21 protein-coding genes are annotated in these 19,934 nt (G+C 61.7%); 12 read left to right on the top strand and 9 right to left on the bottom strand.

All coding sequences use genetic code 11. From position 1 onward, the window contains the following. Window positions 1–82 precede the first annotated feature (82 nt). A complete protein-coding gene (locus BLR69_RS20030; RefSeq protein WP_071494533.1) occupies window positions 83–724 on the bottom strand; it encodes an HD domain-containing protein in 642 nt (213 codons plus the stop codon). A gap of 247 nt (window positions 725–971) precedes the next feature. Between BLR69_RS20030 and BLR69_RS20020 the strand changes: the two genes are divergently transcribed. Further along, window positions 972–1,937: a GlxA family transcriptional regulator gene (locus BLR69_RS20020; RefSeq protein ID WP_071494532.1), complete on the top strand. Its 966-nt coding sequence runs from the start codon at window positions 972–974 to the stop codon at window positions 1,935–1,937. Here BLR69_RS20020 and BLR69_RS20015 read toward each other — a convergent pair. After that, complete coding sequence (locus BLR69_RS20015) at window positions 1,915–2,268, bottom strand: carboxymuconolactone decarboxylase family protein (RefSeq protein WP_016973032.1); 354 nt, start codon at window positions 2,266–2,268, stop codon at window positions 1,915–1,917. The genes BLR69_RS20020 and BLR69_RS20015 overlap by 23 nt on opposite strands. A 102-nt stretch (window positions 2,269–2,370) precedes the next feature. On the opposite strand from BLR69_RS20015, the gene BLR69_RS20010 reads away from it, so the two are divergent. Beyond that, window positions 2,371–3,273, top strand: coding sequence for an AraC family transcriptional regulator (locus BLR69_RS20010; RefSeq protein WP_071494531.1), 903 nt, complete (start codon window positions 2,371–2,373; stop codon window positions 3,271–3,273). A 130-nt stretch (window positions 3,274–3,403) separates the two neighbouring features. Here the strand turns inward: BLR69_RS20010 and BLR69_RS20005 are convergent, their stop codons facing one another. Next, window positions 3,404–5,758 carry a penicillin acylase family protein gene (locus tag BLR69_RS20005; RefSeq protein ID WP_071494530.1) on the bottom strand — a complete coding sequence of 785 codons (2,355 nt, stop codon included), beginning with the start codon at window positions 5,756–5,758 and terminating at the stop codon, window positions 3,404–3,406. 28 nt (window positions 5,759–5,786) lie between these two features. Beyond that, window positions 5,787–6,362: a DUF6436 domain-containing protein gene (locus BLR69_RS20000; protein ID WP_071494529.1), complete on the bottom strand. Its 576-nt coding sequence runs from the start codon at window positions 6,360–6,362 to the stop codon at window positions 5,787–5,789. 99 nt (window positions 6,363–6,461) lie between these two features. Between BLR69_RS20000 and BLR69_RS19995 the strand changes: the two genes are divergently transcribed. Then, window positions 6,462–7,385: a phospholipase BipL gene (locus tag BLR69_RS19995; protein ID WP_071494805.1), complete on the top strand. Its 924-nt coding sequence runs from the start codon at window positions 6,462–6,464 to the stop codon at window positions 7,383–7,385. A gap of 43 nt (window positions 7,386–7,428) precedes the next feature. Here BLR69_RS19995 and BLR69_RS19990 read toward each other — a convergent pair whose 3' ends face one another. After that, window positions 7,429–8,181 (bottom strand): DUF2059 domain-containing protein, encoded by a 753-nt coding sequence (locus tag BLR69_RS19990; RefSeq protein ID WP_071494528.1) that lies wholly within the window; start codon window positions 8,179–8,181, stop codon window positions 7,429–7,431. 131 nt (window positions 8,182–8,312) lie between these two features. On the opposite strand from BLR69_RS19990, the gene BLR69_RS19985 reads away from it, so the two are divergent. Then, on the top strand, window positions 8,313–8,945 hold the full coding sequence (locus tag BLR69_RS19985; protein WP_071494527.1) for a 2OG-Fe(II) oxygenase: 633 nt from the start codon (window positions 8,313–8,315) through the stop codon (window positions 8,943–8,945). Between the two features lie 2 nt (window positions 8,946–8,947). Beyond that, window positions 8,948–9,430: a DUF523 domain-containing protein gene (locus BLR69_RS19980; protein ID WP_071494526.1), complete on the top strand. Its 483-nt coding sequence runs from the start codon at window positions 8,948–8,950 to the stop codon at window positions 9,428–9,430. Here the strand turns inward: BLR69_RS19980 and BLR69_RS19975 are convergent. Then, window positions 9,381–9,908 carry a transporter substrate-binding domain-containing protein gene (locus BLR69_RS19975; protein WP_071494525.1) on the bottom strand — a complete coding sequence of 176 codons (528 nt, stop codon included), beginning with the start codon at window positions 9,906–9,908 and terminating at the stop codon, window positions 9,381–9,383. The genes BLR69_RS19980 and BLR69_RS19975 overlap by 50 nt on opposite strands. Window positions 9,909–10,042: 134 nt before the next feature. Between BLR69_RS19975 and BLR69_RS19970 the strand changes: the two genes are divergently transcribed. Then, window positions 10,043–10,483 (top strand): DUF4399 domain-containing protein, encoded by a 441-nt coding sequence (locus BLR69_RS19970; protein ID WP_071494524.1) that lies wholly within the window; start codon window positions 10,043–10,045, stop codon window positions 10,481–10,483. Window positions 10,484–10,547: 64 nt separating this feature from the next. On the opposite strand, the gene serA is transcribed toward BLR69_RS19970, so the two are convergent. After that, window positions 10,548–11,777, bottom strand: coding sequence for a phosphoglycerate dehydrogenase (gene serA, locus BLR69_RS19965; RefSeq protein ID WP_058426502.1), 1,230 nt, complete (start codon window positions 11,775–11,777; stop codon window positions 10,548–10,550). Between the two features lie 205 nt (window positions 11,778–11,982). Here serA and BLR69_RS19955 point away from each other — a divergent pair, with 205 nt between their 5' ends. The 4 genes from BLR69_RS19955 to BLR69_RS19940 all read left to right on the top strand — a co-directional run bounded on the left by BLR69_RS19955 (window position 11,983) and on the right by BLR69_RS19940 (window position 16,263). After that, entirely contained in the window at window positions 11,983–13,377 is a 1,395-nt protein-coding gene (locus BLR69_RS19955; RefSeq protein ID WP_016979015.1) for an FAD-binding oxidoreductase, read from the top strand. 21 nt (window positions 13,378–13,398) lie between these two features. After that, window positions 13,399–14,064 (top strand): fumarylacetoacetate hydrolase family protein, encoded by a 666-nt coding sequence (locus BLR69_RS19950; protein WP_071494523.1) that lies wholly within the window; start codon window positions 13,399–13,401, stop codon window positions 14,062–14,064. 240 nt (window positions 14,065–14,304) lie between these two features. Beyond that, window positions 14,305–15,231, top strand: coding sequence for an SdiA-regulated domain-containing protein (locus BLR69_RS19945; RefSeq protein WP_071494522.1), 927 nt, complete (start codon window positions 14,305–14,307; stop codon window positions 15,229–15,231). 120 nt (window positions 15,232–15,351) lie between these two features. After that, entirely contained in the window at window positions 15,352–16,263 is a 912-nt protein-coding gene (locus BLR69_RS19940) for an SdiA-regulated domain-containing protein (protein WP_071494521.1), read from the top strand. A gap of 111 nt (window positions 16,264–16,374) precedes the next feature. Here BLR69_RS19940 and rpiA read toward each other — a convergent pair whose 3' ends face one another. After that, window positions 16,375–17,046 carry a ribose-5-phosphate isomerase RpiA gene (gene rpiA, locus BLR69_RS19935; protein WP_071494520.1) on the bottom strand — a complete coding sequence of 224 codons (672 nt, stop codon included), beginning with the start codon at window positions 17,044–17,046 and terminating at the stop codon, window positions 16,375–16,377. A 137-nt stretch (window positions 17,047–17,183) separates the two neighbouring features. On the opposite strand from rpiA, the gene ilvA reads away from it, so the two are divergent. Next, window positions 17,184–18,698 carry a threonine ammonia-lyase, biosynthetic gene (ilvA, locus tag BLR69_RS19930; RefSeq protein ID WP_071494519.1) on the top strand — a complete coding sequence of 505 codons (1,515 nt, stop codon included), beginning with the start codon at window positions 17,184–17,186 and terminating at the stop codon, window positions 18,696–18,698. 40 nt (window positions 18,699–18,738) lie between these two features. Continuing rightward, the gene (locus BLR69_RS19925) at window positions 18,739–19,152 is read left to right on the top strand and encodes a DUF2269 family protein (RefSeq protein ID WP_071494518.1); all 414 of its coding nucleotides are present in this window, start codon (window positions 18,739–18,741) and stop codon (window positions 19,150–19,152) included. A 112-nt stretch (window positions 19,153–19,264) separates the two neighbouring features. On the opposite strand, the gene BLR69_RS19920 is transcribed toward BLR69_RS19925, so the two are convergent. Beyond that, window positions 19,265–19,921, bottom strand: coding sequence for a histidinol-phosphatase (locus BLR69_RS19920; RefSeq protein WP_071494517.1), 657 nt, complete (start codon window positions 19,919–19,921; stop codon window positions 19,265–19,267). Between the last annotated feature and the right edge of the window lie 13 nt (window positions 19,922–19,934).

Here is a 19,934-nt window from a genome sequence, read left to right as displayed (position 1 = left end):
TGTATCAGTCAATTGATTGGATGACTGACACACTGCCATCGGGGGCAAGCCCCCTCCCACATTTGATTGCATTTCAAGTCAACTATGCGACCCACGGCGACTTGCGGATCACTTCAACAAAATTCATCGGCTTGAACCCCGGCTCCTGATCCACCAGCACATCTGTCTTCACGTTGCCAAATGTGGTCTGCGGACGATGGCGCAAGCCGTCGGCAAACGCGCAGATGATGCACTCCTTGAACCCTTCACCGCGTGGATGCGCATGCACCACGGCTTCGCGCTGCACGCTGGAAAACGCGGCATAGTCCATGCCCAGCACGTCCATTTCCACACCGGCCGTCACCAGCGCCACGGTCGGGCGCAAATGTTGCGGCACACCCGGCGTGGTGTGCAGGGCGATGGACAGCCACACCTGTTCAATATCGTCATCGCTCAGCCCGTACGGCTTGAGGAACGCGGCCGCAGCGTTGGCACCGTCGACTTCGAAGCGCTCGTTGTCACTGCGATGGCCTTCCACCAGGCCCAGGTCATGGAACATCGCGCCGACGTAAAGCAACTCCGGGTTGTAGGCCAGTTGTTTGCGTTCACCGCTCAAGGCGCCGAACAGGAACACTCGGCGCGAGTGGTGGTAGAGCAGGTCGGATTCGACGTCGCGGATGTATTCGGTGGTGGCCTTGGCCAGGGCGCTGTCCGGGATCTGGATGCCGGCGATGGTGGTGTTCATGGTCGTTCTCCTCTGGAAAGATTCCAGTCTGGTCTTGTGCCAGCGAAGGGGCCATTGCGGCGAGGGAGCAATCCCGGCCAATGTGGTTGTACATCGTGCCAAAGGTGTATTCGGTCAAATGTGGGAACTGGCTTGCCTGCGATAGCATCGACTCGGTATACCTGAATGATCGAGGCGTCTGCATCGCAGGCAAGCCAGCTCCCACAGGGGTTCTGTGTTTATCCAGTTAGAGAAGGTGTGCCTGCTCATGAGCAAAACCGTCGCCATCCTGATCTTCCCCGGCGTCCAGTCACTGGACGTGACCGGTCCCATGGACGTGTTCTGCGAAGCCAACCGTTTTCTGCCGTCGCAGGACCATTACCAGTTGGAGGTCATTGGCGTTGGCCACGGCAGCATGGCCGCCTCCAACGGCCTTTCATTGCAGGCCCACCGGCATTACAGCGATGCCCTTGAGCCCTATGACCTGCTACTGGTGGCGGGCGGCCCGCAGTTGCCCTTCGAAGATTTCGGCGCCGAGTTCGATGCTTGGCTGCGGGGTGCCACGGCCCGTGCGCAACGTTTCGGCTCGATCTGCAACGGCGCCTTCATGCTGGCTCGCGCCGGGCTGCTGGACGGGAAAACCGTCACCACCCACTGGAACGATGCGGCGGATCTGGCGCGCCTGTGCCCCACGGCCCAGGTCGAAGCCGACCGCCTCTACGTGCAGGACGGTAATCTCTACACCTCGGCCGGGGTCACGGCGGGCATTGATCTGTCGTTGTATCTACTGGCCCAGGATCATGGGCCGGAAGTCGCGCTGAGCGTGGCCAAGCGCCTGGTGGTGTTCACCCAGCGGTCGGGTGGGCAGTCGCAGTTTAGCCCGTTTCTGACGCCCCATGCCGAAACCACCTCGGCGGTGGCGCTGGTGCAGTTGTACGTGTTGGCGAACCTGACCGGGGACCTGACCATCGCCGACCTGGCCAAGGCCGCGAACATGAGTGCGCGCAACTTTTCCCGGGTGTTTGCCCGCGAGGCGCGGATCACGCCGGCGGAGTTTGTCGAGCGCGCGCGGGTGGACGCGGCGCGGGTGATGCTCGAAAGTAGCCCCGCCCCGCTGAAGACCGTGGCCTATCAATGCGGCTTTCGTGACGCCCAGCACATGCGCAGTGTGTTCAACCGCCGGCTGGGCGTGACGCCGCAACAGTTCCGGCTTAACTTTGCGGCGCCGGTTTGAGCGTGTCGTAGGCTTCCAGCGCCCGCAGCGAGTAGATGTACGCCGCGCCGGCATTCAGCGAGATCGCGGTGGCCAGCGTGGCAGCGACTTCTTCGCGGGTGGCGCCAGCCTTGATTGCCGCGTCGGCATGCACGCCGATGCAACCGTCGCAGCGGGTGGTAATGGCCACGGCGATGGAAATCAGTTCACGGGTCTTGGCATCGAGGACGTTGTTTTCCTCGGCAGCTTCGCCCAGCGCCATGTAGGCTTTGACCATCTTCGGGTTGCTCTTGCCCAGCGCGCCAAAGGCTTTCTTCACGGTAGGCAGCAAGTCGGACCAGTTATTGAACATTGCGGTAACTCCTCAACGGGTTGGGTGGTGTGGAGCCAGTGTCTTCCGTTCGGGGGCGGCGTTATTGTTCAATCCGCTCATGTTTTTGACCGATGCTCGCAAATGAATTCGATCGACACGCTTATCGCGCTGGCTAACCTGCGCGGCAGTCTGGATCTGCGCTGCCAATTCCAGGGCGACTGGGCCTTGGACCATGCGCCGGAAAGTTTTGGCGTGGCGCCCTATCACATTGTGCTCAGTGGCATTTGCCGCGCCGAGTTGTCGGGTGGGCAGCAAGTGACCCTGGAGCAGGGCGATATTTTGCTGATGCCCGGCGGTGCCACGCACTTGCTGCGCAGCCAGGGCGCGCGGATCCGGCCGATGCAACCCAAGGTCATCGAAGGCGGTGTGCTCACGGTGCACCGCCTGGGCGGTGACCAGCCGGACCTGGACATGCTCTGCGGCAGCTTTCACTACAACCGCCAGTCGCTGCTGCTCGGCGCGTTGCCGGAATACCTGGTGGTGTCCAGCCGCGAGTGGCAGGGCGACGGGCAACTGGCGGCGTTGATCGCGTTATTGCGCAGCGAAGCGGACGGCCAGCAACTCGGCGCCCGCGCGTTTATCGATGCGTTGTCATCGGCGCTGTTTACCCTGATCCTGCGCGCCTGGCTCGCCCGTCAGGCCCCGGTCGCCGGCACTTTCGCGTTGCTTACCGACAAGCGCCTGAGCAAGGCCTGGCAAGCCATGCTGGCCGATCCAGGGTATGAGTGGACCATCGACAGCCTGGCGGCCGCTGCGACGATGTCACGCGCCACCTTCATGCGGGCCTTTGTGAAAGTCGCGGGCGTATCGCCGTGGGTGCTGCTGACCCAATTGCGCATGGAGCTGGCGTTCAACCTGTTGCGCCAGTCACACCTGAGCCTGCTGGATATCGCCGCCCAGGTGGGTTACCAGTCCCAGGCGGCGTTCAGCAAGAAGTTCAAGGAAACCTACGGCGAGGCGCCGGGGCGGGTGCGGGCACGGTAGCCGCTGTAGCGTATATCCAATGTGGGAGCGGGCTTGCTCGCGAATGCGGTGTGTCAGTCACTTGTGATGTAACTGATCCACCGCATTCGCGAGCAAGCCCGCTCCCACAGGTTGACCGCGTTTTAAGCGGTTATCTGGCGGGCAACAGCTTTAGCGTCCCGCGCGTATTGGCCGTCACTTCCTCATCGGTGAAGTGCGCCTGCTCGTAGCCCCCTTCGATGTAGGTTTCGGCCTGGTCGCTGTAGTGTCGGTCAAACGGCACGCCACTTTGCCCGACCGGGTTGATGGTCAACGCGTGGGCCACATCGGCGAAATCGATCAGGCGGCGGGTCGAGGGGCCGTAGGTGACCGGCCATGGCGCCGGGCCGATCATGGCCGACTGGTTGTTCGGCACTTCATGGGTGCCCGGCGCAGGGAACGGGCCGACGTTGAACACCTTGTCCAAAGGCTTCTGCATGCCCAGCGGATGAACGTGGGTCAGGGTATGTGCGGTGCCCCACTGCCATTGGCTCGGGTCATCGCCAAGGGTGGCCTTGAGGTGCGCGAGGCTGTTGTCCCAGGCGAGCTTGACGGCGTCGGCGCGCTTGCCGTCCCACCACGGTGAGTCCGGCGTGGCGGCCAGGCGTGGCAGGGCGGCGTCAATCACACGGGTGGTGAGCAGGGTCTTGAACATGCTGTCGCCGAGTTTCGGGTGGAAGGCTGCGTCCGCGAGGTTGAACAGGAACTGGTTGAACAGCGTGGCGCTGGTGGAGTCCAGCGGGTAGTCACCCTTCCAGCTGGCAAGCTGCTCCACCAGTTTCAGCTGCGCCGGGTCCTTGACCACCTCACGCAGTACCGGCAGCAGCGGCGCCAGCAGGCGCGGGCCGAAAGCCGTGGTGGTGCCCAGTTGCAAGGCCTGGCTGTTGTTCACATCCCATTTCACGCTCTTGTCGCTCAACTGTGCATTCAACTGCTGGCCACGGTCGGCCAGGTTGTAATAGCCGGGGATCTCCATGCCGGTGGGCGACACGGGCTGAGCGTTGGCTGACACCACATAACCGCGTGCCGGATTCTCTTCCTGGGGGTTGGCGGTGAAGGGGTAGAAGCCCAACTTGTCGGCTTGTTCGGTACTGCCATCGAGGATGAAACCGGGGTTGGCTCCGGCCGGGCGGATCGGCAATTGCGCCGCTGCCCACCAGCCGATATCACCCTTGGCGTTGGCCCACACGATATTCAGGCCCGGCGCGGAGACCTTGGCTGCTGCGGCTCGCGCTTTGGCCAGGGTGTCGGCGCGGTTGAGCTGGTAGAAGCCTTCGAGGATCGGGTTCTGGGTGTCGAGGAACGCCCACCACATGGCAATCGGGGTCTTGCCGGCGTTTTCGCCGAGCACGTCATTGATGATCGGGCCGTGGGGTGATTGGCGTAGGGTCAATGTTACCGGCGCCTGGCCCTTCACCGCGATCTGTTGCTCGGTGCGGGTCATGTCGACCCACTGGCCGTGGTACCAGACCTGGTTGGCGTTGTCTGGGTTGACCTTCTCGGCTATCAGGTCGAGGTCGTCGTTCTGGAACATGGTCAGGCTCCAGCCGAAATCCAGGTTGTGCCCCAGGAAAGCCATCGGCACCAGTGCATTGTGATAGCCATACAACTCGAAACCCGGCGCCGACAGCTGCGCCTCGTACCACACCGATGGCACCGAGAAACGAATATGCGGGTCACCCGCCAGCAACGGCTTGCCGCTCTTGGTGCGGTTGCCGCTGATGGCCCAGGCGTTGCTGCCTTCGATCTGCGGCAAGCCGTTGTCGGCCAGGGCCTGTTCGCTCAGTGAGGCGAGGGCGCCGAGGGTCTGCCAATCGCTGGCGGCGAGGTTGAGGGCGCCCTTGGGCTGCCAGTCGAGGTCGAAGACTTTCAGGTAGTCGCTGCCCAATTGGTCGCGTACGTAAGTCAGCAAAGGCTCAGTACGAAACGCGGCGGCAAAGCTGTAGGCCATATACCCGGCGACGCTGATGGTGTCTTCGGCGGTGAACGGCCGCTTGGGGATGCCCAGCACGTCGAACTCCATCGGGCGGGCGTGGCTGTCCTGATACTGGTTGATCCCGTCCAGATAGGCTTGCAGGGCCTTCCAGTGCGCAGACTCATGATCCAGTTGCGCCACATAGGTCGCGGCGCGGTCGCGAATGCGCAGGCTGCGAAACAGCTTGTCGGTCTCCAGCACTTTGGGGCCGAGCACTTCGGCCAGTTCGCCACGGGCCAGGCGCCGCATGATCTCCATCTGGAACAGACGGTCCTGGGCATGCACATAGCCGAGGGCGCGGTACAGGTCGGTTTCGTTCTCGGCGCGGATATGCGGCACGCCACGGTCGTCATAGCGCACCGTGACGGAGCCTTGCAGGTTGGCCAGCGTCACCGTGCCCTGGCGGGTGGGCTGTTTGCTATAGACGTACGCGCCTGCGCCAAGGGCAGCCAGCACGACCAGAACCGCGAACACCTGCAAGACGCGCTTCATGAACATTCCTTACCAAGAGAGAGGCGGGTTACGAGCCTTTTGGCCACGAACAATAGCAGCCCACTGCCAGGGTGTGAGTAGCATTTATCTGGCGTCCCGCGTCTAGGGCCTTGAGGATCGGCTCAATGAAGCTGTTGCTGGAGTTGCACGTGAGGCCCTCGCTGTAGGGGCCGAAATACGCGAGCTTGCCTGTGCGATCCCAGATCCCCACGGCTGGGCTGGCCGGCACCTGGTCGGCGCCGGGCAGGGCGCTGAGGGTTTTCATCGTGCGCAGGTTGTCGGGCAGTTGGCCGTGGCTGCCGGGTTTTTGCAGGGCATAGAACTCGACGCCTTGGGGTGCGTATTGCTCGATCAGCTCGCCCAGGTGCTGCTGGTTGCCGACGTTGCACGGGCAGGCCGGGTCCCAGAAGTGCACCAGGCGGATCGGGCCGGGGCCGGCGAGGTCGGCGGGCAGCTTCAATGGGTCGCCGGAAAACACCGCAGTGTGTTCGCTGAAGGCGCGCAGGTAGCGGCCCTGGAACCAGTCATAGGCCGCCCACAGCACGCCGGCGCAGATAACCAGGATCAGGCTGGCGAATAGGGCGGTGCGGTAGGGCGGTCGCATTCAGATGTATCCTCGAAGGTCGCGTAGCTTGCCATGCTTGTCCTGACAGATGAATATCGCAGCTCGATATTCATCTTCGCCGCCAGTCTGGAAGCCTTTATGCCCGTTACCTTTGACCCCGATCATCTGCGCGAAAGCTTGCAGCCCCTGGTGGATGCGCAACCGCTTTCAGCCGAGGCACGGGTCTACCAGCGTTTCTACGGGCTGGACCAGGCCGTGAGCCGCCTGGGGCGCTTCGAGGTGGACGGTTTCGAGGTGGTCGCGCAAGTGTGGTGGCCGCCCAAGCCTGTGGCGACGCTGTTCATGTACCACGGCTTCTACGACCATATGGGCCTGTACCGCCATGTGGTGAAGTGGGCGCTGGACCAGGGTTTTGTGGTGATCGCCTGCGATCTGCCAGGGCACGGGCTGTCCAGCGGCGCGCGCGCCAGCATCGATGATTTCGCGGTGTACCAGCACGTGCTGCAGGCCCTGTTTACCCAGGCCGAAGCCCTGCAGTTGCCGCAACCCTGGCACCTGTTCGGGCAAAGCACCGGCGGCGCGGTGGTGGTGGACCACCTGCTCAACCACGGCGCCGACAGCCCGGCCCAGGGCAAGACCTTCCTGCTGTCCCCCCTGGTGCGCCCGCGTGCCTGGGGTTGGTCGCAGCTCAGCTATTACCTGTTGCGCCCGTTCGTCAAAGGCATTGCGCGGCGGTTCAGCGAAAACACCAATGACCCCGCGTTCAAACCGTTCCTTGAAGCCGACCCGCTGCAACCGCGCCAGTTGCCCACTGCCTGGGTGGGGGCCCTGGCGCGCTGGATCAAACGCATCGAAGCCGCACCGCACAGCCCTCGGCGACCGGTGATTGTGCAGGGTGAAGAGGATATGACTGTGGATTGGCAGCACAACCTGCAGGTGTTGCGCAGCAAGTTCGACCAGCCGGAGGTGTTGATGCTGCCGCGTGGCAGGCATCATTTGGCCAATGAGATTCCGGAGATTCGTGAGCAGTACTTCAGCTATCTCACCCAACACCTGAACTAACGCGAGCCAAATGTGGGAGGGGGCTTGCCCCCTCCCACATTTTTTACTGCGTAAGGCTGGAAGTGCTTTGCCCGACCGCCAGCCCGGCGCGGATGGCTGCAAGCGCCGCCTGGTAATACGCCTTACCCTCCGGCGACTCCGCAAACGTCGCGAATTCTTCCAGCTCCGGGTCGGACAGATCCCGATAAACGTACAGCAGTGTGTTGTTCAGGTCCTTGTCGATCTGCTGCATCAACCGCTCGCGTTGGCCATTCAACATACCCTGGGCCTGGCCGCCGCCCAGCAGGCCGGGGATCATCTGGCTCAGGCTGTCGGCCGCCACGCCGGCAATCGCCAGGCTGACTTCCGCGCCGGCTTCGCGCGCCGGCAGGGCCTGGGCCAGGTGGCCGATGATCAGGCTGCGGGTGGCGTCGGCTTCGATTTTCGGCAAACCCTGGGCGTTTTTCGCCAGTTGGTCGCGGCGGGTGGCGAGCAGTTCGGCGGCAACAATCTTGCGGCCCAGGGGCGATTGGAAAAACGCCAGGGCTGGCTTAGGGTCCGCCAGGTGCTTGCGCAGCTGTGCTTCGGCACGCTGGTCCACCGCCTGGGCGGCAAAGCGTTTACTACTGTTGTCCACCAGCGCCTGGTACACCGCTGGCGGCAGGCTATTGCGGTAGCGTTGCTGGGCGGCACTGAGGGCGTCATTGAAATGCGCACGTTGTTCGGCCCAGCCGGCGACCTTGTACAACTGGTCATAGCCGTCTGCCCAGGCGGGCAAAACGCAGAACATCAGCAAGGAAAAAAACAAACGACGCATAGGGACTCCTGTCAGTCGGCCACTATTGTCCGTGTCGGGCGTAGGATTTGTCGAGAAGTCCTATCAGTCACCTGACTAAAGTACATTCAGACGCTCGGCGGCTCTGTCGGATTCACAGGCGTATGGATACTATGCGCGCCATGCAAATACCCCTCGATCACCCCTTGCTGCAACGTATTGTCGACGACCTGGCCGAAAAGGGCTGGTCCCGACAGGACGGCTTCCTGCCCCAGGCTCTGACCCTGGAACTGGCGGCTGAGTGCCGTAAACGCAAGGCCGAAGGTGAGCTGGCCCCGGCGGCGGTAGGGCGCGGCCCGGCCCAGGAGATCCGCGAAGGCATTCGCGGTGACCACATCCAATGGTTGGAAGAGGGCGATGCGGCAGTCTGCGACACCTATATGGCGGTGATGGACAGCCTGCGCCTGGCGATGAACCGTGGCCTGTTCCTGGGCCTGGAAGACTTCGAGAGCCACTTCGCGATGTACCCGCCGGGGGCGTTTTACCTCAAGCACCTGGACCGTTTCCGCGACGATGACCGGCGCATGGTCTCGGCGGTGATCTACTTGAATGACGCCTGGCTGCCCGAGCATGGCGGCCAGTTGCGCATGTACCTCAAGGACGGCGTCGAATACGACGTGGTGCCCACAGGCGGTTGCCTGGTGGTGTTCCTGTCGGGCGAGGTGCCCCACGAAGTCATGCCCGCCACGCGCGAACGCCTGTCCCTCACCGGCTGGTTTCGCCGGCGGGGCAACGAGCCGTTTTAAACATGGAAAAGATTCTGATCAGCCGCTGCCTGCTCGGGCACAAGGTGCGTTACGACGGCGGGGCCAGCGGGCCGTTCGACCAATTGGCAGCGTGGCAGGCCGAGGGGCGTGTGGTTGCGATCTGCCCGGAAGTGTCGGGTGGTTTGCCAACGCCACGACCTGCCGCCGAGATCCCCGGCGGGCAGGGTGTGGATGTGTGGGAGGGGCGTGCCCAGGTGCTGACGGCCGAGGGCGAAGATTTCAGCGCAGCGTTCCTTGATGGCGCCCGCCAGGCACTGGCGCTGGTGCAACGCCACGATATCCGCATCGCGGTGCTCAAGGCCAATAGTCCATCCTGCGGCAACCTGCTCACCTATGACGGTACCTTTACCGGCGTGAAAGTGAGTGGCGAGGGCGTAACCGCGGCGCTGCTCAAGCGGCACGGCGTGCAGGTGTTCAGTGAGCTGGAGCTGGCTGAGGCTGCGCAGGCACTGGCGCAGCTGTAGTCGGGGCTTCTCCCTCAAACCACTTCTGCGACAGCGCCTTTAACCGGCCATCCTCCTTCAGCCGTTTCAGCGCGCCGTCCAGGCTCGTCTTGAACGCCGGGTTACCCTTTTGGAACGGGATCGCCAAATCGGGCTTCTCGCGATAAACCTCGCTGAAATCGAACTGATCCTCAAGGTCGGCAGTCTTAGCGATATGGTTGATGGCCACGTCGTACTTGCCGGTTGCCACCCCTGGCAGCAAGTCGGCGTCATCGGTGGTGATGAACGAGGAGCGCACGTCCATTTCCTTGGCCAGAAGTTCACCCAGTTCCACTTCAAAACCGGTGAGTTTGTCGCCGTCCTTGAAGTTGAACGGTGGCGTATTGGCTTCAAGGGCGATGCGCAGTTCGCCACGATCGAACACATCATCGACCAGTTCGGCGTGAGCCAGTGGGCTCAGAAGGGGAAGCAGCAGTAACAGGCCAGGCGAAAAGCGCATGGTCACTCCTAGAGAATTTTTATGTGCGAGGCGCCGGTCAGCATCGCTTTGCTATGGTGTTGAGTGCCTTGGACAGCAATTTGTCGCGAAGTTGTCATAACCCTACAGATTTCACAGAAAAACTGGAGAAGCGAATGAAAGCCCTTTTGTCCCGTGCCACCCTGGCCTCCCTGATGCTGGGTGCTTCGATGTTGGCGAATGCTGCTGATGTTCCGCGCACCCCCGCCCCCAAAGGCGCCGAGGTGTTTATCGTATCGCCCAAAGATGGCGCGACCGTCGACAAGACCTTCACCGTCAAATTTGGCGTGAAGGGTCTGGACCTGGAACCGATCGACAAGCAGGTGCCCGGTGCCGGTCACCATCACCTGCTGGTCGACCAGGACGTAACGTCGCTCAAAGCAGACGAGGCTATCCCGGCCACTGCCACCTCGATTCATTTCGGCAAGGCGCAAACCGAAACCGAGCTGACACTGACCCCAGGCAAACACACCTTGCAGCTGGTAGCGGGCGATAACGTGCACCGCCAGTTCGAGCCCACTGTAGCCTCGAAAGTCGTCACGGTTAACGTCAAGTAAGATTTGTTCAGATGCAAAAAAGGGAGCCTCTAGGGGCTCCCTTTTTCGTGGTGCGGTTGAAACCTTAGAACAACACGCGGCTACGGATAGTGCCGTTGATGTGCTGCAGCTTCTCTTGCGCCAGGTCCGAGTACTCGGCGTCGACGTCGATCACCACGTAGCCGACCTTCTCGTTGGTCTGCAGGAACTGACCGGAGATGTTGATGCCGTTTTCCGCGAAGACCTTGTTGATCTCCATCATCACGCCAGGGATGTTCTGGTGGATGTGCAGCAGACGGTGCTTGCCAGGGTGAGCCGGCAGGGCCACTTCCGGGAAGTTCACGGACGATACCGAAGTACCGTTGTCGCTGTACTTGACCAGCTTCTCGGCCACTTCCAGGCCAATGTTGGCTTGGGCTTCAGCGGTGGAACCACCGATGTGCGGGGTCAGGATCACGTTGTCCAGGCCACGCAGCGGGCTTTCGAAGATGTCGTCGTTGGAGCGAGGCTCGACCGGGAACACGTCGATGGCGGCGCCGATCAGGTGCTTGTCCTTGATCGCGTCGGCCAGGGCGTCCAGTTCGACCACAGTACCGCGTGCCGCGTTGATCAGGATGCCGCCCTTCTTGATGGCGCGGATTTCCTTCTCGCCCATCATCCACTGGGTCTCAGCGGTTTCCGGAACGTGCAGGGTCACGATGTCGGACATACCCAGCAGCTCGGTCAGGCTGGCCACTTGGGTGGCGTTGCCCAATGGCAGCTTGGTCAGGGTGTCGTAGAAGAACACCTGCATGCCCAGGCCTTCAGCCAGGACCGACAACTGGGTACCGATCGAGCCGTAGCCGATGATGCCCAGCTTCTTGCCACGGATCTCGAAGGAGTTGGCCGCGCTCTTGATCCAGCCGCCACGGTGGCAGGAGGCGTTTTTCTCGGGAATGCCGCGCAACAACAGGATGGCCTCGGCCAGCACCAGCTCCGCAACGGAACGGGTGTTGGAGTACGGTGCGTTGAACACCGCGATGCCGCGCTCGCGCGCAGCAGACAGGTCGACCTGGTTGGTGCCGATGCAGAAACAGCCGACCGCCACGAGTTTCTTGGCGTGATCGAAGATTTCTTCGGTCAGCTGAGTGCGGGAGCGAATGCCGATAAAGTGCGCGTCGGCGATCTTTTCCTTGAGCTGGGCTTCCGGCAGAGAACTGGTGATGTACTCAATGCTGGAGTACCCGGCGGCCTTCAGAACTTCGACGGCCGATGGGTGGACGCCTTCCAGAAGAAGGAACTTGATCTTGCTCTTATCGAGAGAAGTCTTGCTCATCTGCGTAAACCTGTATCCCGGAGAAAAATGGCAGGGAATCGGATCACATAAGCTGACCCGGACGGCAGGAAAGCCGTCACCGCAGAAACGCCCTTGGGCTCTGTCCTGCGGGGGCGGTATGCTAGCATACGCGCCCCGCTAAACACTCATTCCTGCGACGTGAAGCGTTCTCAGGATGACCATGAATTGTTCGAGAGTTCTGTCGATGACCCATCCTGCCCTGATTGATGAGCTAAAGACCCTGGTTGAGCCCGGCAAAGTGCTGACCGATGCAGACTCCCTGGAGGCTTACGGCAAGGATTGGACCAAGCACTTCGCACCCGCGCCGACCGCCATCGTCTTCCCCAAGACCACTGAGCAGGTCCAGGCCATCGTGCGTTGGGCCAATACCCACAAGGTCGCGCTGGTGCCATCCGGTGGGCGTACTGGCCTGTCGGCCGCTGCCGTGGCGGCGAATGGCGAAGTGGTGGTGTCGTTCGACTACATGAACCAGATTCTCGACGTGAACCTCACCGACCGCACCGCCGTGTGCCAGCCGGGCGTGGTCACCAAGCAATTGCAGAACGTCGCCGAAGAAAAAGGCCTGTACTACCCGGTGGACTTCGCGTCGTCGGGTTCCAGCCAGATTGGCGGCAATATCGGCACCAATGCCGGCGGAATCAAGGTGATTCGCTACGGCATGACCCGCAACTGGGTGGCCGGCATGAAGGTCGTTACCGGCAAGGGTGATGTACTGGAGCTGAACCGCGACCTGATCAAGAACGCCACCGGCTACGACATGCGTCAACTGTTCATCGGCGCCGAAGGCACCCTGGGCTTTGTGGTCGAGGCCACCATGCGCCTGGACCGTGCGCCGAAGAACCTCACCGCCATGGTGCTCGGTACGACTGACTTTGATTCGATCATGCCGGTATTGCACGCGTTCCAGAGCAAACTGGACCTGACCGCCTTCGAATTCTTCTCCGACAAGGCCCTGGCCAAGGTCATGGGCCGTGGCGACGTGCCGGCGCCGTTCGAAACCGAATGCCCGTTCTATGCGCTGCTGGAATTCGAAGCCACCACCGAAGAAGTCGCCAACCACGCGCTGGAAACCTTCGAGCACTGCGTAGAACAGGGCTGGGTGCTGGACGGCGTGATGAGCCAGAGCGAAACCCAGCTGCACAACCTGTGGAAACTGCGCGAGTACATCTCCGAGACGATTTCCCACTGGACCCCATACAAGAACGATATCTCGGTGACTGTCTCCAAAGTACCGGCGTTCTTGAAGGAAATCGACGCGATCGTCGGCGAACACTACCCGGACTTCGAAATCGTCTGGTTCGGCCACATCGGCGACGGCAACCTGCACCTGAACATCCTCAAGCCGGAAAACCTGAGCAAGGACGAGTTCTTTGCCAAGTGCGCCACCGTGAACAAGTGGGTGTTCGAAACCGTCGAGAAGTACAACGGTTCGATCTCCGCCGAACACGGCGTGGGCATGACCAAGCGTGACTACCTGACCTACAGCCGCTCGCCGGTGGAAATCGAGTACATGAAGGCCGTCAAAGCGGTGTTCGACCCGAACGGGATCATGAACCCTGGCAAGATCTTCGCTGTTTAATCGCCCTGAAGGAGTCGTTCCATGAGCTACCAGCACAAGTATGTCGACGGCACCAACATCCACTTTCCGGTCGGGAAAGTGGTGTGTATCGGGCGTAACTACGCCGAACACGCCAAGGAACTGGACAACCCGGTGCCGACCGAGCCGTTGTTGTTCATCAAGCCGGGCAGTTGTGTGGTGCCGCTGGAAGGCGGTTTCAGCATCCCGACCGAACGCGGTTCGGTGCATTACGAAGCGGAAATCGCGGTATTGATCGGCAAGCCGTTGTCGAACAAGCCCAGCCGTGAAGAAGTGCTGGATGCCATCTCCGGCTTCGCCCCGGCCCTGGACCTGACCCTGCGTGACAAGCAGGCTGAGCTGAAAGCCAAGGGCCTGCCGTGGGAAATCGCCAAGTCCTTCGACGGCGCGGCGGTGATTGCACCGTTCGTGGTGGGCAGCACGTTTGCCGACGTGACCGACATCGGCATCCGCCTGAGCATCAATGGCGAAGTGCGCCAGGACGGCAACAGCGCGCAGATGCTCAACCCGATCATCCCGATGATCCAGCACATGGCCGGCTGCTTCTCGCTGCAGGCGGGCGACGTGATCCTCACCGGCACCCCGGCCGGAGTGGGCCCGCTGAATGTGGGGGATGAGTTGGTGCTGGAATTGGCGGGTGTGAACCGCTTCGAAAGCAGCGTGCGCTGAAACGCAGTTCAAAATGTGGGAGGGAGCTTGCCCCCGATAGCGGTTTATCAGTCAAACATCTGTTGCCTGACACTCAGTAATCGGGGGCAAGCCCCCTCCCACATTGGTTTTGTGTATGCCCGAAACTCCCAGGCTTTTGCATTTTTTTCACACACCATCCGGATAATCCGCAGCCTCTTGCGCGCAGGCCCGTTGTTCCTGTGCTATCACCTAACGCTGACTTTCCGGAAAAAGCGCCCAATGGCCGTGTCCCTGCCCTCCGCTTCACCCAAGCCGCGTTCCCGTTTTGCCATGCGCTGGTATTCCTGGCTGTTGCTGACAGGGGTGATCCTGTATGGCGTGGCCTTGGCCATGCACTGGGACGACCGCGGTGTGCTGTGGTTGCTGGAGCGCTTTGAGACGCCGGCCGAACGCCAGCAGAGCGTATGGCTGCCGGATTACCATGCGGTCATCGATGGCAAGCTTTTGCCGGGGATGGAGAAGGACGAAGCTTCGGACGTCTCCTACAGCCCACAGACCAAAACCCTGTTTTCCGTGATGGGCAAAAACCCGTTCCTGGCCGAGTTGAGCCTGCAAGGCGATGTGCTGCGCAAGATGCCGCTCAACGGCTGGGACAACCCGGAAGGCGTGACGGTGATGGAGAATGGCCTGTTGGCGGTGGTCGACGAGCGCCAGCACACCCTGACCATCGTCAAGGTCGATGCGAGCACCACCCAACTGAACAAGGCCGACTTCACCAGCTATGACCTCGGCCCGTCCAAGGACCAGAACAAGGCCTTCGAAGCCATCACCTGGGACAAGCGCAACCAGCAGTTGATCCTTGGCGAAGAGCGCCCGCCCGCGTTGTTCACCTGGAAAAGCGACGGCGGCCCGACCCTGGCGGGCGATAAACAAAAGCTGGCGAGCAAAGAACTGGACATGCGCAACCTCTCGGCCCTGGCTGTTGACCCGCGTACCGGGCATTTGCTGGTGCTGTCGGCCGACTCCCACTTGCTGCTGGAGTTGGACGAGAAGGGCCAGCAAGTCAGCTTCATGACCTTGCTCGGCGGTTTCAACGGCATCAAGCACACCATTCCCCGTGCCGAAGGGGTGACCATGGACGAGGAGGGCACGCTGTACATCGTCAGTGAGCCCAACCTGTTCTACCGGTTCGAAAAGCAGAAATAGCACACCGATTACGTCAGATAGGTCTCTGTGAGCGGCATCTGCCAGACATCCGGGCGTGTTTAAGTTTAAATTCAGACGGGCGTGATATTCATTCGCCACTTTTGACTTTGAGCCCGCCCGATGCAACGACTAGCCCGCCCCAAACCCCTGTTTATCATGCTGGCGCTGATCACCCTGGTCAGCGCCGGGGCCGTTGCGCAGCATTTTCGCCTGTTCGAACGTGCCTGGTTCAATTGGCAAGTGTGGCGCCAGCCGGCCGATGAACGCTCGATCGGCCTGGCGGACTACCAGGTAACGCTGGAAGCCAAGGTCATCGAGGGGCTCGACGACGATGTGTCGGCCCTGACCTACGACCCGGTGCGCAAAAGCCTGTTCACCGTCACCAATAAAAACGCCGAACTGATCGAGTTGTCCCTGGAAGGCAAGATCCTGCGACGCATCCCCTTGATCGGGTTTGGCGATGCCGAAGCTGTGGAGTTCATCAGCGACAACATCTATGTCATCAGCGATGAGCGCCAGCAGCGGCTGATCAAGGTGCATGTGGATGACGACACCCAGTTCCTCGACGCCGTCGATGCGGAGCAGATGACCCTGGGCCTGCACGTCGGTGGCAACAAGGGCTTTGAAGGCCTGGCGTATGACTCGGTGGGCAAGCGCCTGTTCGTGGCCAAGGAGCGCGACCCGATGCTGATCTACGAGGTGCACGGCTTCCCGCATTTCAAGCCGGAAAAAACCTACTCGGTGCACGTGATCAACAACCCCAAGCGCGATGCCGGGTTGTTTGTGCGTGACCTGTCGAGCCTGCAATACGATGAACGCAGCGGCCATCTGCTGGCGCTGTCGGATGAATCGTTCCTGGTGCTGGAACTGGATATCGACGGTCGCCCGCTGAGCAGTCTGTCACTGCTCAACGGGCGTCATGGCCTGACGAAGCGAGTGCCGCAGGCCGAAGGGATCGCCATGGATGACGAGGGCGCGTTGTACCTCGTCAGCGAGCCGAACCTGTTCTACGTCTTCAAGAAGCCCCGCTGAACCAATGTGGGAGGGGGCTTGCTCCCGATAGCGGTATATCAGCCAAGCATCCGTTGACTGACACTCCCTCATCGGGGGCAAGCCCCCTCCCACCTTAGCTCAGCGGTGTTCTCAGGCCTTGAGGGTTTTGACGCCTTCGGCGGTGCCCAACAGCAGTACATCGGCCGGGCGCGCCGCGAACAGGCCGTTGGTGACCACGCCGACAATCGCGTTGATCTGGGTTTCAAGCTCCACCGGGTTGGTGATCTGCATGTTGAACACGTCGAGGATGATGTTGCCGTTGTCGGTCAGCACGCCTTCGCGGTACACCGGGTCGCCGCCCAGCTTCACCAGCTCGCGGGCCACGTGGCTGCGGGCCATCGGGATCACTTCCACCGGCAGCGGGAAGGCGCCGAGTACCGGCACCAGCTTGCTGGCGTCGGCGATGCAGATGAAGGTCTTGGCCACGGCAGCGACGATCTTCTCGCGGGTCAGGGCTGCGCCGCCGCCTTTGATCAGGTTCAGGTGTTCGTCGCTTTCATCGGCGCCGTCGATGTAGAACTCCAGGTCGCTCACGGTGTTGAGCTCGTACACCGGAATGCCGTGGCCCTTGAGGCGTGCGGCGGTGGCTTCGGAGCTGGCCACGGCGCCATCGAATGCGCCTTTGTGCTGGGCCAGTGCATCAATAAAGCAGTTGGCAGTGGAGCCGGTGCCGACACCGACGATGCTCTTGTCGTCGAGTTTAGGGAGGATTAAATCGACGGCGGCCTGGGCCACTGCCTGTTTGAGTTGATCCTGGGTCATGCGGGCTCCGGAACGGGCGGGGAGTTATCGAGGGGCGCGAGTATAACCCAACAAAACCTCTGGATTCGTGTGGTCGCCCGCCCAAACGCTGGGTTAGACTCCTTGGCCCTGCCCAACCCGCCCAGTGATATCCGCCGATGCTTGAACAGTACGTCAAAAAGATCCTCACCTCGCGCGTTTACGACGTTGCCGTAGAAACCCCGTTGCAGACCGCCCGCCAGCTCTCCGAGCGGCTGGGCAACCAGGTCTGGCTCAAGCGTGAAGACTTGCAGCCGGTGTTCTCGTTCAAGATTCGCGGCGCCTATAACAAGCTGACCCAACTGAGCGCCGAAGAACGTGCGCGCGGCGTGGTCACCGCGTCGGCCGGCAACCATGCCCAGGGCCTGGCCCTGGCGGCGAAGGTGCTGGGGGTCAAGGCCACCATCGTGATGCCCAAGACCACGCCGGAAATCAAGGTCGAAGGCGTGCGCTCCCGCGGCGGCAAAGTAGTGCTGCATGGCGATTCCTTCCCGGAAGCCCTGGCCTACTCGCTGAAACTGGTCGACGAAAAAGGCTACGTCTATATCCACCCCTACGATGATCCACACACCATTGCCGGGCAGGGCACCGTGGCGATGGAGATCCTGCGCCAGCATCCAGGGCCGTTGGACGCGATTTTCGTACCAGTGGGCGGCGGCGGGCTGATTGCCGGTATTGCGGCGTACGTGAAATACCTGCGCCCCGAGATCAAGATCATCGGCGTCGAGCCGGACGACTCCAACTGCCTGCAAGCCGCCATGGCTGCTGGCGAGCGCGTGGTGTTGCCGAGCGTGGGCCTCTTTGCCGATGGCGTGGCGGTGGCGCAGATCGGCCAGCACACCTTCGACATCTGCAAGGACTATGTGGATGAAGTGATCACCGTGAGCACCGACGAGATCTGTGCGGCGATCAAGGACATCTACGACGACACCCGTTCCATCACCGAGCCGGCCGGGGCATTGGGCGTGGCTGGGATCAAGAAGTACGTCGAGACCCGTGGCGTCACCGGGCAGACCCTGGTCGCCATCGACTCCGGTGCCAACGTCAACTTCGACCGCCTGCGCCATGTGGCCGAGCGCGCCGAACTGGGTGAAGGCCGCGAAGCCATCATCGCCGTGACCATCCCCGAGAAGCCCGGTAGTTTCAAGGCGTTCTGCGAGGCTGTGGGCAAGCGCCAGATCACCGAATTCAACTACCGCTACCACTCCGGCAGCGAGGCGCACATCTTCGTCGGCGTGCAGACCCACCCGGAAAATGATCCGCGCAGCGCACTTATCGCCAGCCTGACCAGCCAGGGTTTCCCGGTGCTGGACCTGACCGAGAACGAACTGGCCAAGTTGCACATTCGCCATATGGTCGGCGGGCACGCGGCCAAGGTCAGCGATGAAGTGGTGTTGCGCTTCGAGTTTCCGGAGCGTCCGGGGGCGTTGTTCAACTTTCTTAACAAATTGGGCGGGCGCTGGAACATCTCGATGTTCCACTATCGCAACCACGGCGCAGCAGACGGCCGTGTGGTCGCCGGCCTGCAAGTGCCGGCGGATGAACGTCACCTGGTACCGGCCGCCCTGGAAGCCATCGGCTACCCGTACTGGGATGAAAGCGATAACCCGGCCTACAAACTGTTCCTCGGTTGAGCGACTACGCTGAGGGGGCGGCCTTTAAGGAAAACGACACATGGAAACCCTGACCACCCTGAAAGTTATCCACATGGCAGCCACCGTGGTGTTACTGCTCAGCGGCCTTGGCCTGGCATTGCTGGCCTGGCGCAAACGCAGCGCCGGCCCGGCGGTGACCGTGCAACGCCCGTGGGCCTTTGTTTGGTTGCTGATGGGCGTATGCGTGATCAGCATGCCGTTTACCGGCTGGTGGCTGGTGCACCTGGTGGGCTGGCCGCTGGGCCAGACCTGGATCCTGGGTTCCAGCATCCTCTATACCGTGGCGGCGCTGGCCTGGTTCTGGCTGGTGGCGCGGCTCAATCGCCTGCGCAAAGGCGAGGGCGGTAGCCTGAACTTCACGCTGGTACTGGCGGTGGTCAGTCTGGTGGGGTTTGTGGCGATTGCGGGGCTCATGGGTGCAAAGCCGGTTTGAGGCTTTAGACCGAGTCGCCTGCATCGGGGGCAAGCCCCCTCCCACATTTTGACCTCATTCTCATGTTGGAACTCGGTCGAGTGTGGGAGCGGGCTTGCTCGCGAAGGGGCCATCAGCCACGCAAAGTAATCACCGGCCATCCACGCTTCTCGGCCTCGGCCCGCAGATTCGGATCCGGATCCACCGCCACCGGGTGAGTCACCTGCTCCAGCAGCGGCAGGTCATTCATCGAGTCACTATAGAAGTAGCTGTCTTCCAGGCTGTACCCGGTTTCTTCCAGCCAGCGGTTCAAGCGTGTCACCTTGCCTTCACGGAAGCAGGGCACATCGGTGCTGCGCCCGGTGTAACGGCCGTTTTCCATTTCGCACTCGGTGGCGATCAGGGTTTCCACGCCCAGGCGTGCGGCAATTGGCGCGGTGACGAAACGGTTGGTGGCGGTGATGATCACCAACTTGTCACCGGCGGCGCGGTGCTTGGCCAGCAGCTCAATGGCCAGCGGCAGGATGATCGGCTCGATGCAGTCGCGCATATAGTCGTTGTGCCACTCGTCCAGCTGGGCCATCTCGGTGCGGCCGAGGATCTCCAGGCAGAAGTTCAGGTAGGCGGCATTGTCCAGCTTGCCGGCCAGGTAGTCCTGGTAGAACTCGTCGTTGCGGGCCTTGTAGGCCACCGGGTCGAGAATCCCGCGTTCACAGAGGTAATCGCCCCAGGCGTGATCGCTGTCACCGCCGAGAAGGGTGTTGTCCAAGTCGAATAAAGCCAGGCGCATTGCAGTTACTCGC

Source organism: Pseudomonas azotoformans, assembly GCF_900103345.1.
GTDB classification, from domain to species: Bacteria; Pseudomonadota; Gammaproteobacteria; order Pseudomonadales; family Pseudomonadaceae; genus Aquipseudomonas; species Aquipseudomonas azotoformans.
The sequence above is the reverse complement of the archived record's forward strand: the minus strand, read 5'-3'. Positions and strand labels throughout refer to the sequence as shown.

Bases quoted from the DNA above. Each gene is read 5' to 3' on its own strand.
- BLR69_RS20030 (WP_071494533.1), bottom strand. From the start codon at position 724: ATGAACACCACCATCGCCGGCATCCAGATCCCGGACAGCGCCCTGGCC.
- BLR69_RS20020 (WP_071494532.1), top strand. From the start codon at position 972: ATGAGCAAAACCGTCGCCATCCTGATCTTCCCCGGCGTCCAGTCACTG.
- BLR69_RS20015 (WP_016973032.1), bottom strand. From the start codon at position 2,268: ATGTTCAATAACTGGTCCGACTTGCTGCCTACCGTGAAGAAAGCCTTT.
- BLR69_RS20010 (WP_071494531.1), top strand. From the start codon at position 2,371: ATGAATTCGATCGACACGCTTATCGCGCTGGCTAACCTGCGCGGCAGT.
- BLR69_RS20005 (WP_071494530.1), bottom strand. From the start codon at position 5,758: ATGAAGCGCGTCTTGCAGGTGTTCGCGGTTCTGGTCGTGCTGGCTGCC.
- BLR69_RS20000 (WP_071494529.1), bottom strand. From the start codon at position 6,362: ATGCGACCGCCCTACCGCACCGCCCTATTCGCCAGCCTGATCCTGGTT.
- BLR69_RS19995 (WP_071494805.1), top strand. From the start codon at position 6,462: ATGCCCGTTACCTTTGACCCCGATCATCTGCGCGAAAGCTTGCAGCCC.
- BLR69_RS19990 (WP_071494528.1), bottom strand. From the start codon at position 8,181: ATGCGTCGTTTGTTTTTTTCCTTGCTGATGTTCTGCGTTTTGCCCGCC.
- BLR69_RS19985 (WP_071494527.1), top strand. From the start codon at position 8,313: ATGCGCGCCATGCAAATACCCCTCGATCACCCCTTGCTGCAACGTATT.
- BLR69_RS19980 (WP_071494526.1), top strand. From the start codon at position 8,948: ATGGAAAAGATTCTGATCAGCCGCTGCCTGCTCGGGCACAAGGTGCGT.
- BLR69_RS19975 (WP_071494525.1), bottom strand. From the start codon at position 9,908: ATGCGCTTTTCGCCTGGCCTGTTACTGCTGCTTCCCCTTCTGAGCCCA.
- BLR69_RS19970 (WP_071494524.1), top strand. From the start codon at position 10,043: ATGAAAGCCCTTTTGTCCCGTGCCACCCTGGCCTCCCTGATGCTGGGT.
- serA (WP_058426502.1), bottom strand. From the start codon at position 11,777: ATGAGCAAGACTTCTCTCGATAAGAGCAAGATCAAGTTCCTTCTTCTG.
- BLR69_RS19955 (WP_016979015.1), top strand. From the start codon at position 11,983: ATGACCCATCCTGCCCTGATTGATGAGCTAAAGACCCTGGTTGAGCCC.
- BLR69_RS19950 (WP_071494523.1), top strand. From the start codon at position 13,399: ATGAGCTACCAGCACAAGTATGTCGACGGCACCAACATCCACTTTCCG.
- BLR69_RS19945 (WP_071494522.1), top strand. From the start codon at position 14,305: ATGGCCGTGTCCCTGCCCTCCGCTTCACCCAAGCCGCGTTCCCGTTTT.
- BLR69_RS19940 (WP_071494521.1), top strand. From the start codon at position 15,352: ATGCAACGACTAGCCCGCCCCAAACCCCTGTTTATCATGCTGGCGCTG.
- rpiA (WP_071494520.1), bottom strand. From the start codon at position 17,046: ATGACCCAGGATCAACTCAAACAGGCAGTGGCCCAGGCCGCCGTCGAT.
- ilvA (WP_071494519.1), top strand. From the start codon at position 17,184: ATGCTTGAACAGTACGTCAAAAAGATCCTCACCTCGCGCGTTTACGAC.
- BLR69_RS19925 (WP_071494518.1), top strand. From the start codon at position 18,739: ATGGAAACCCTGACCACCCTGAAAGTTATCCACATGGCAGCCACCGTG.
- BLR69_RS19920 (WP_071494517.1), bottom strand. From the start codon at position 19,921: ATGCGCCTGGCTTTATTCGACTTGGACAACACCCTTCTCGGCGGTGAC.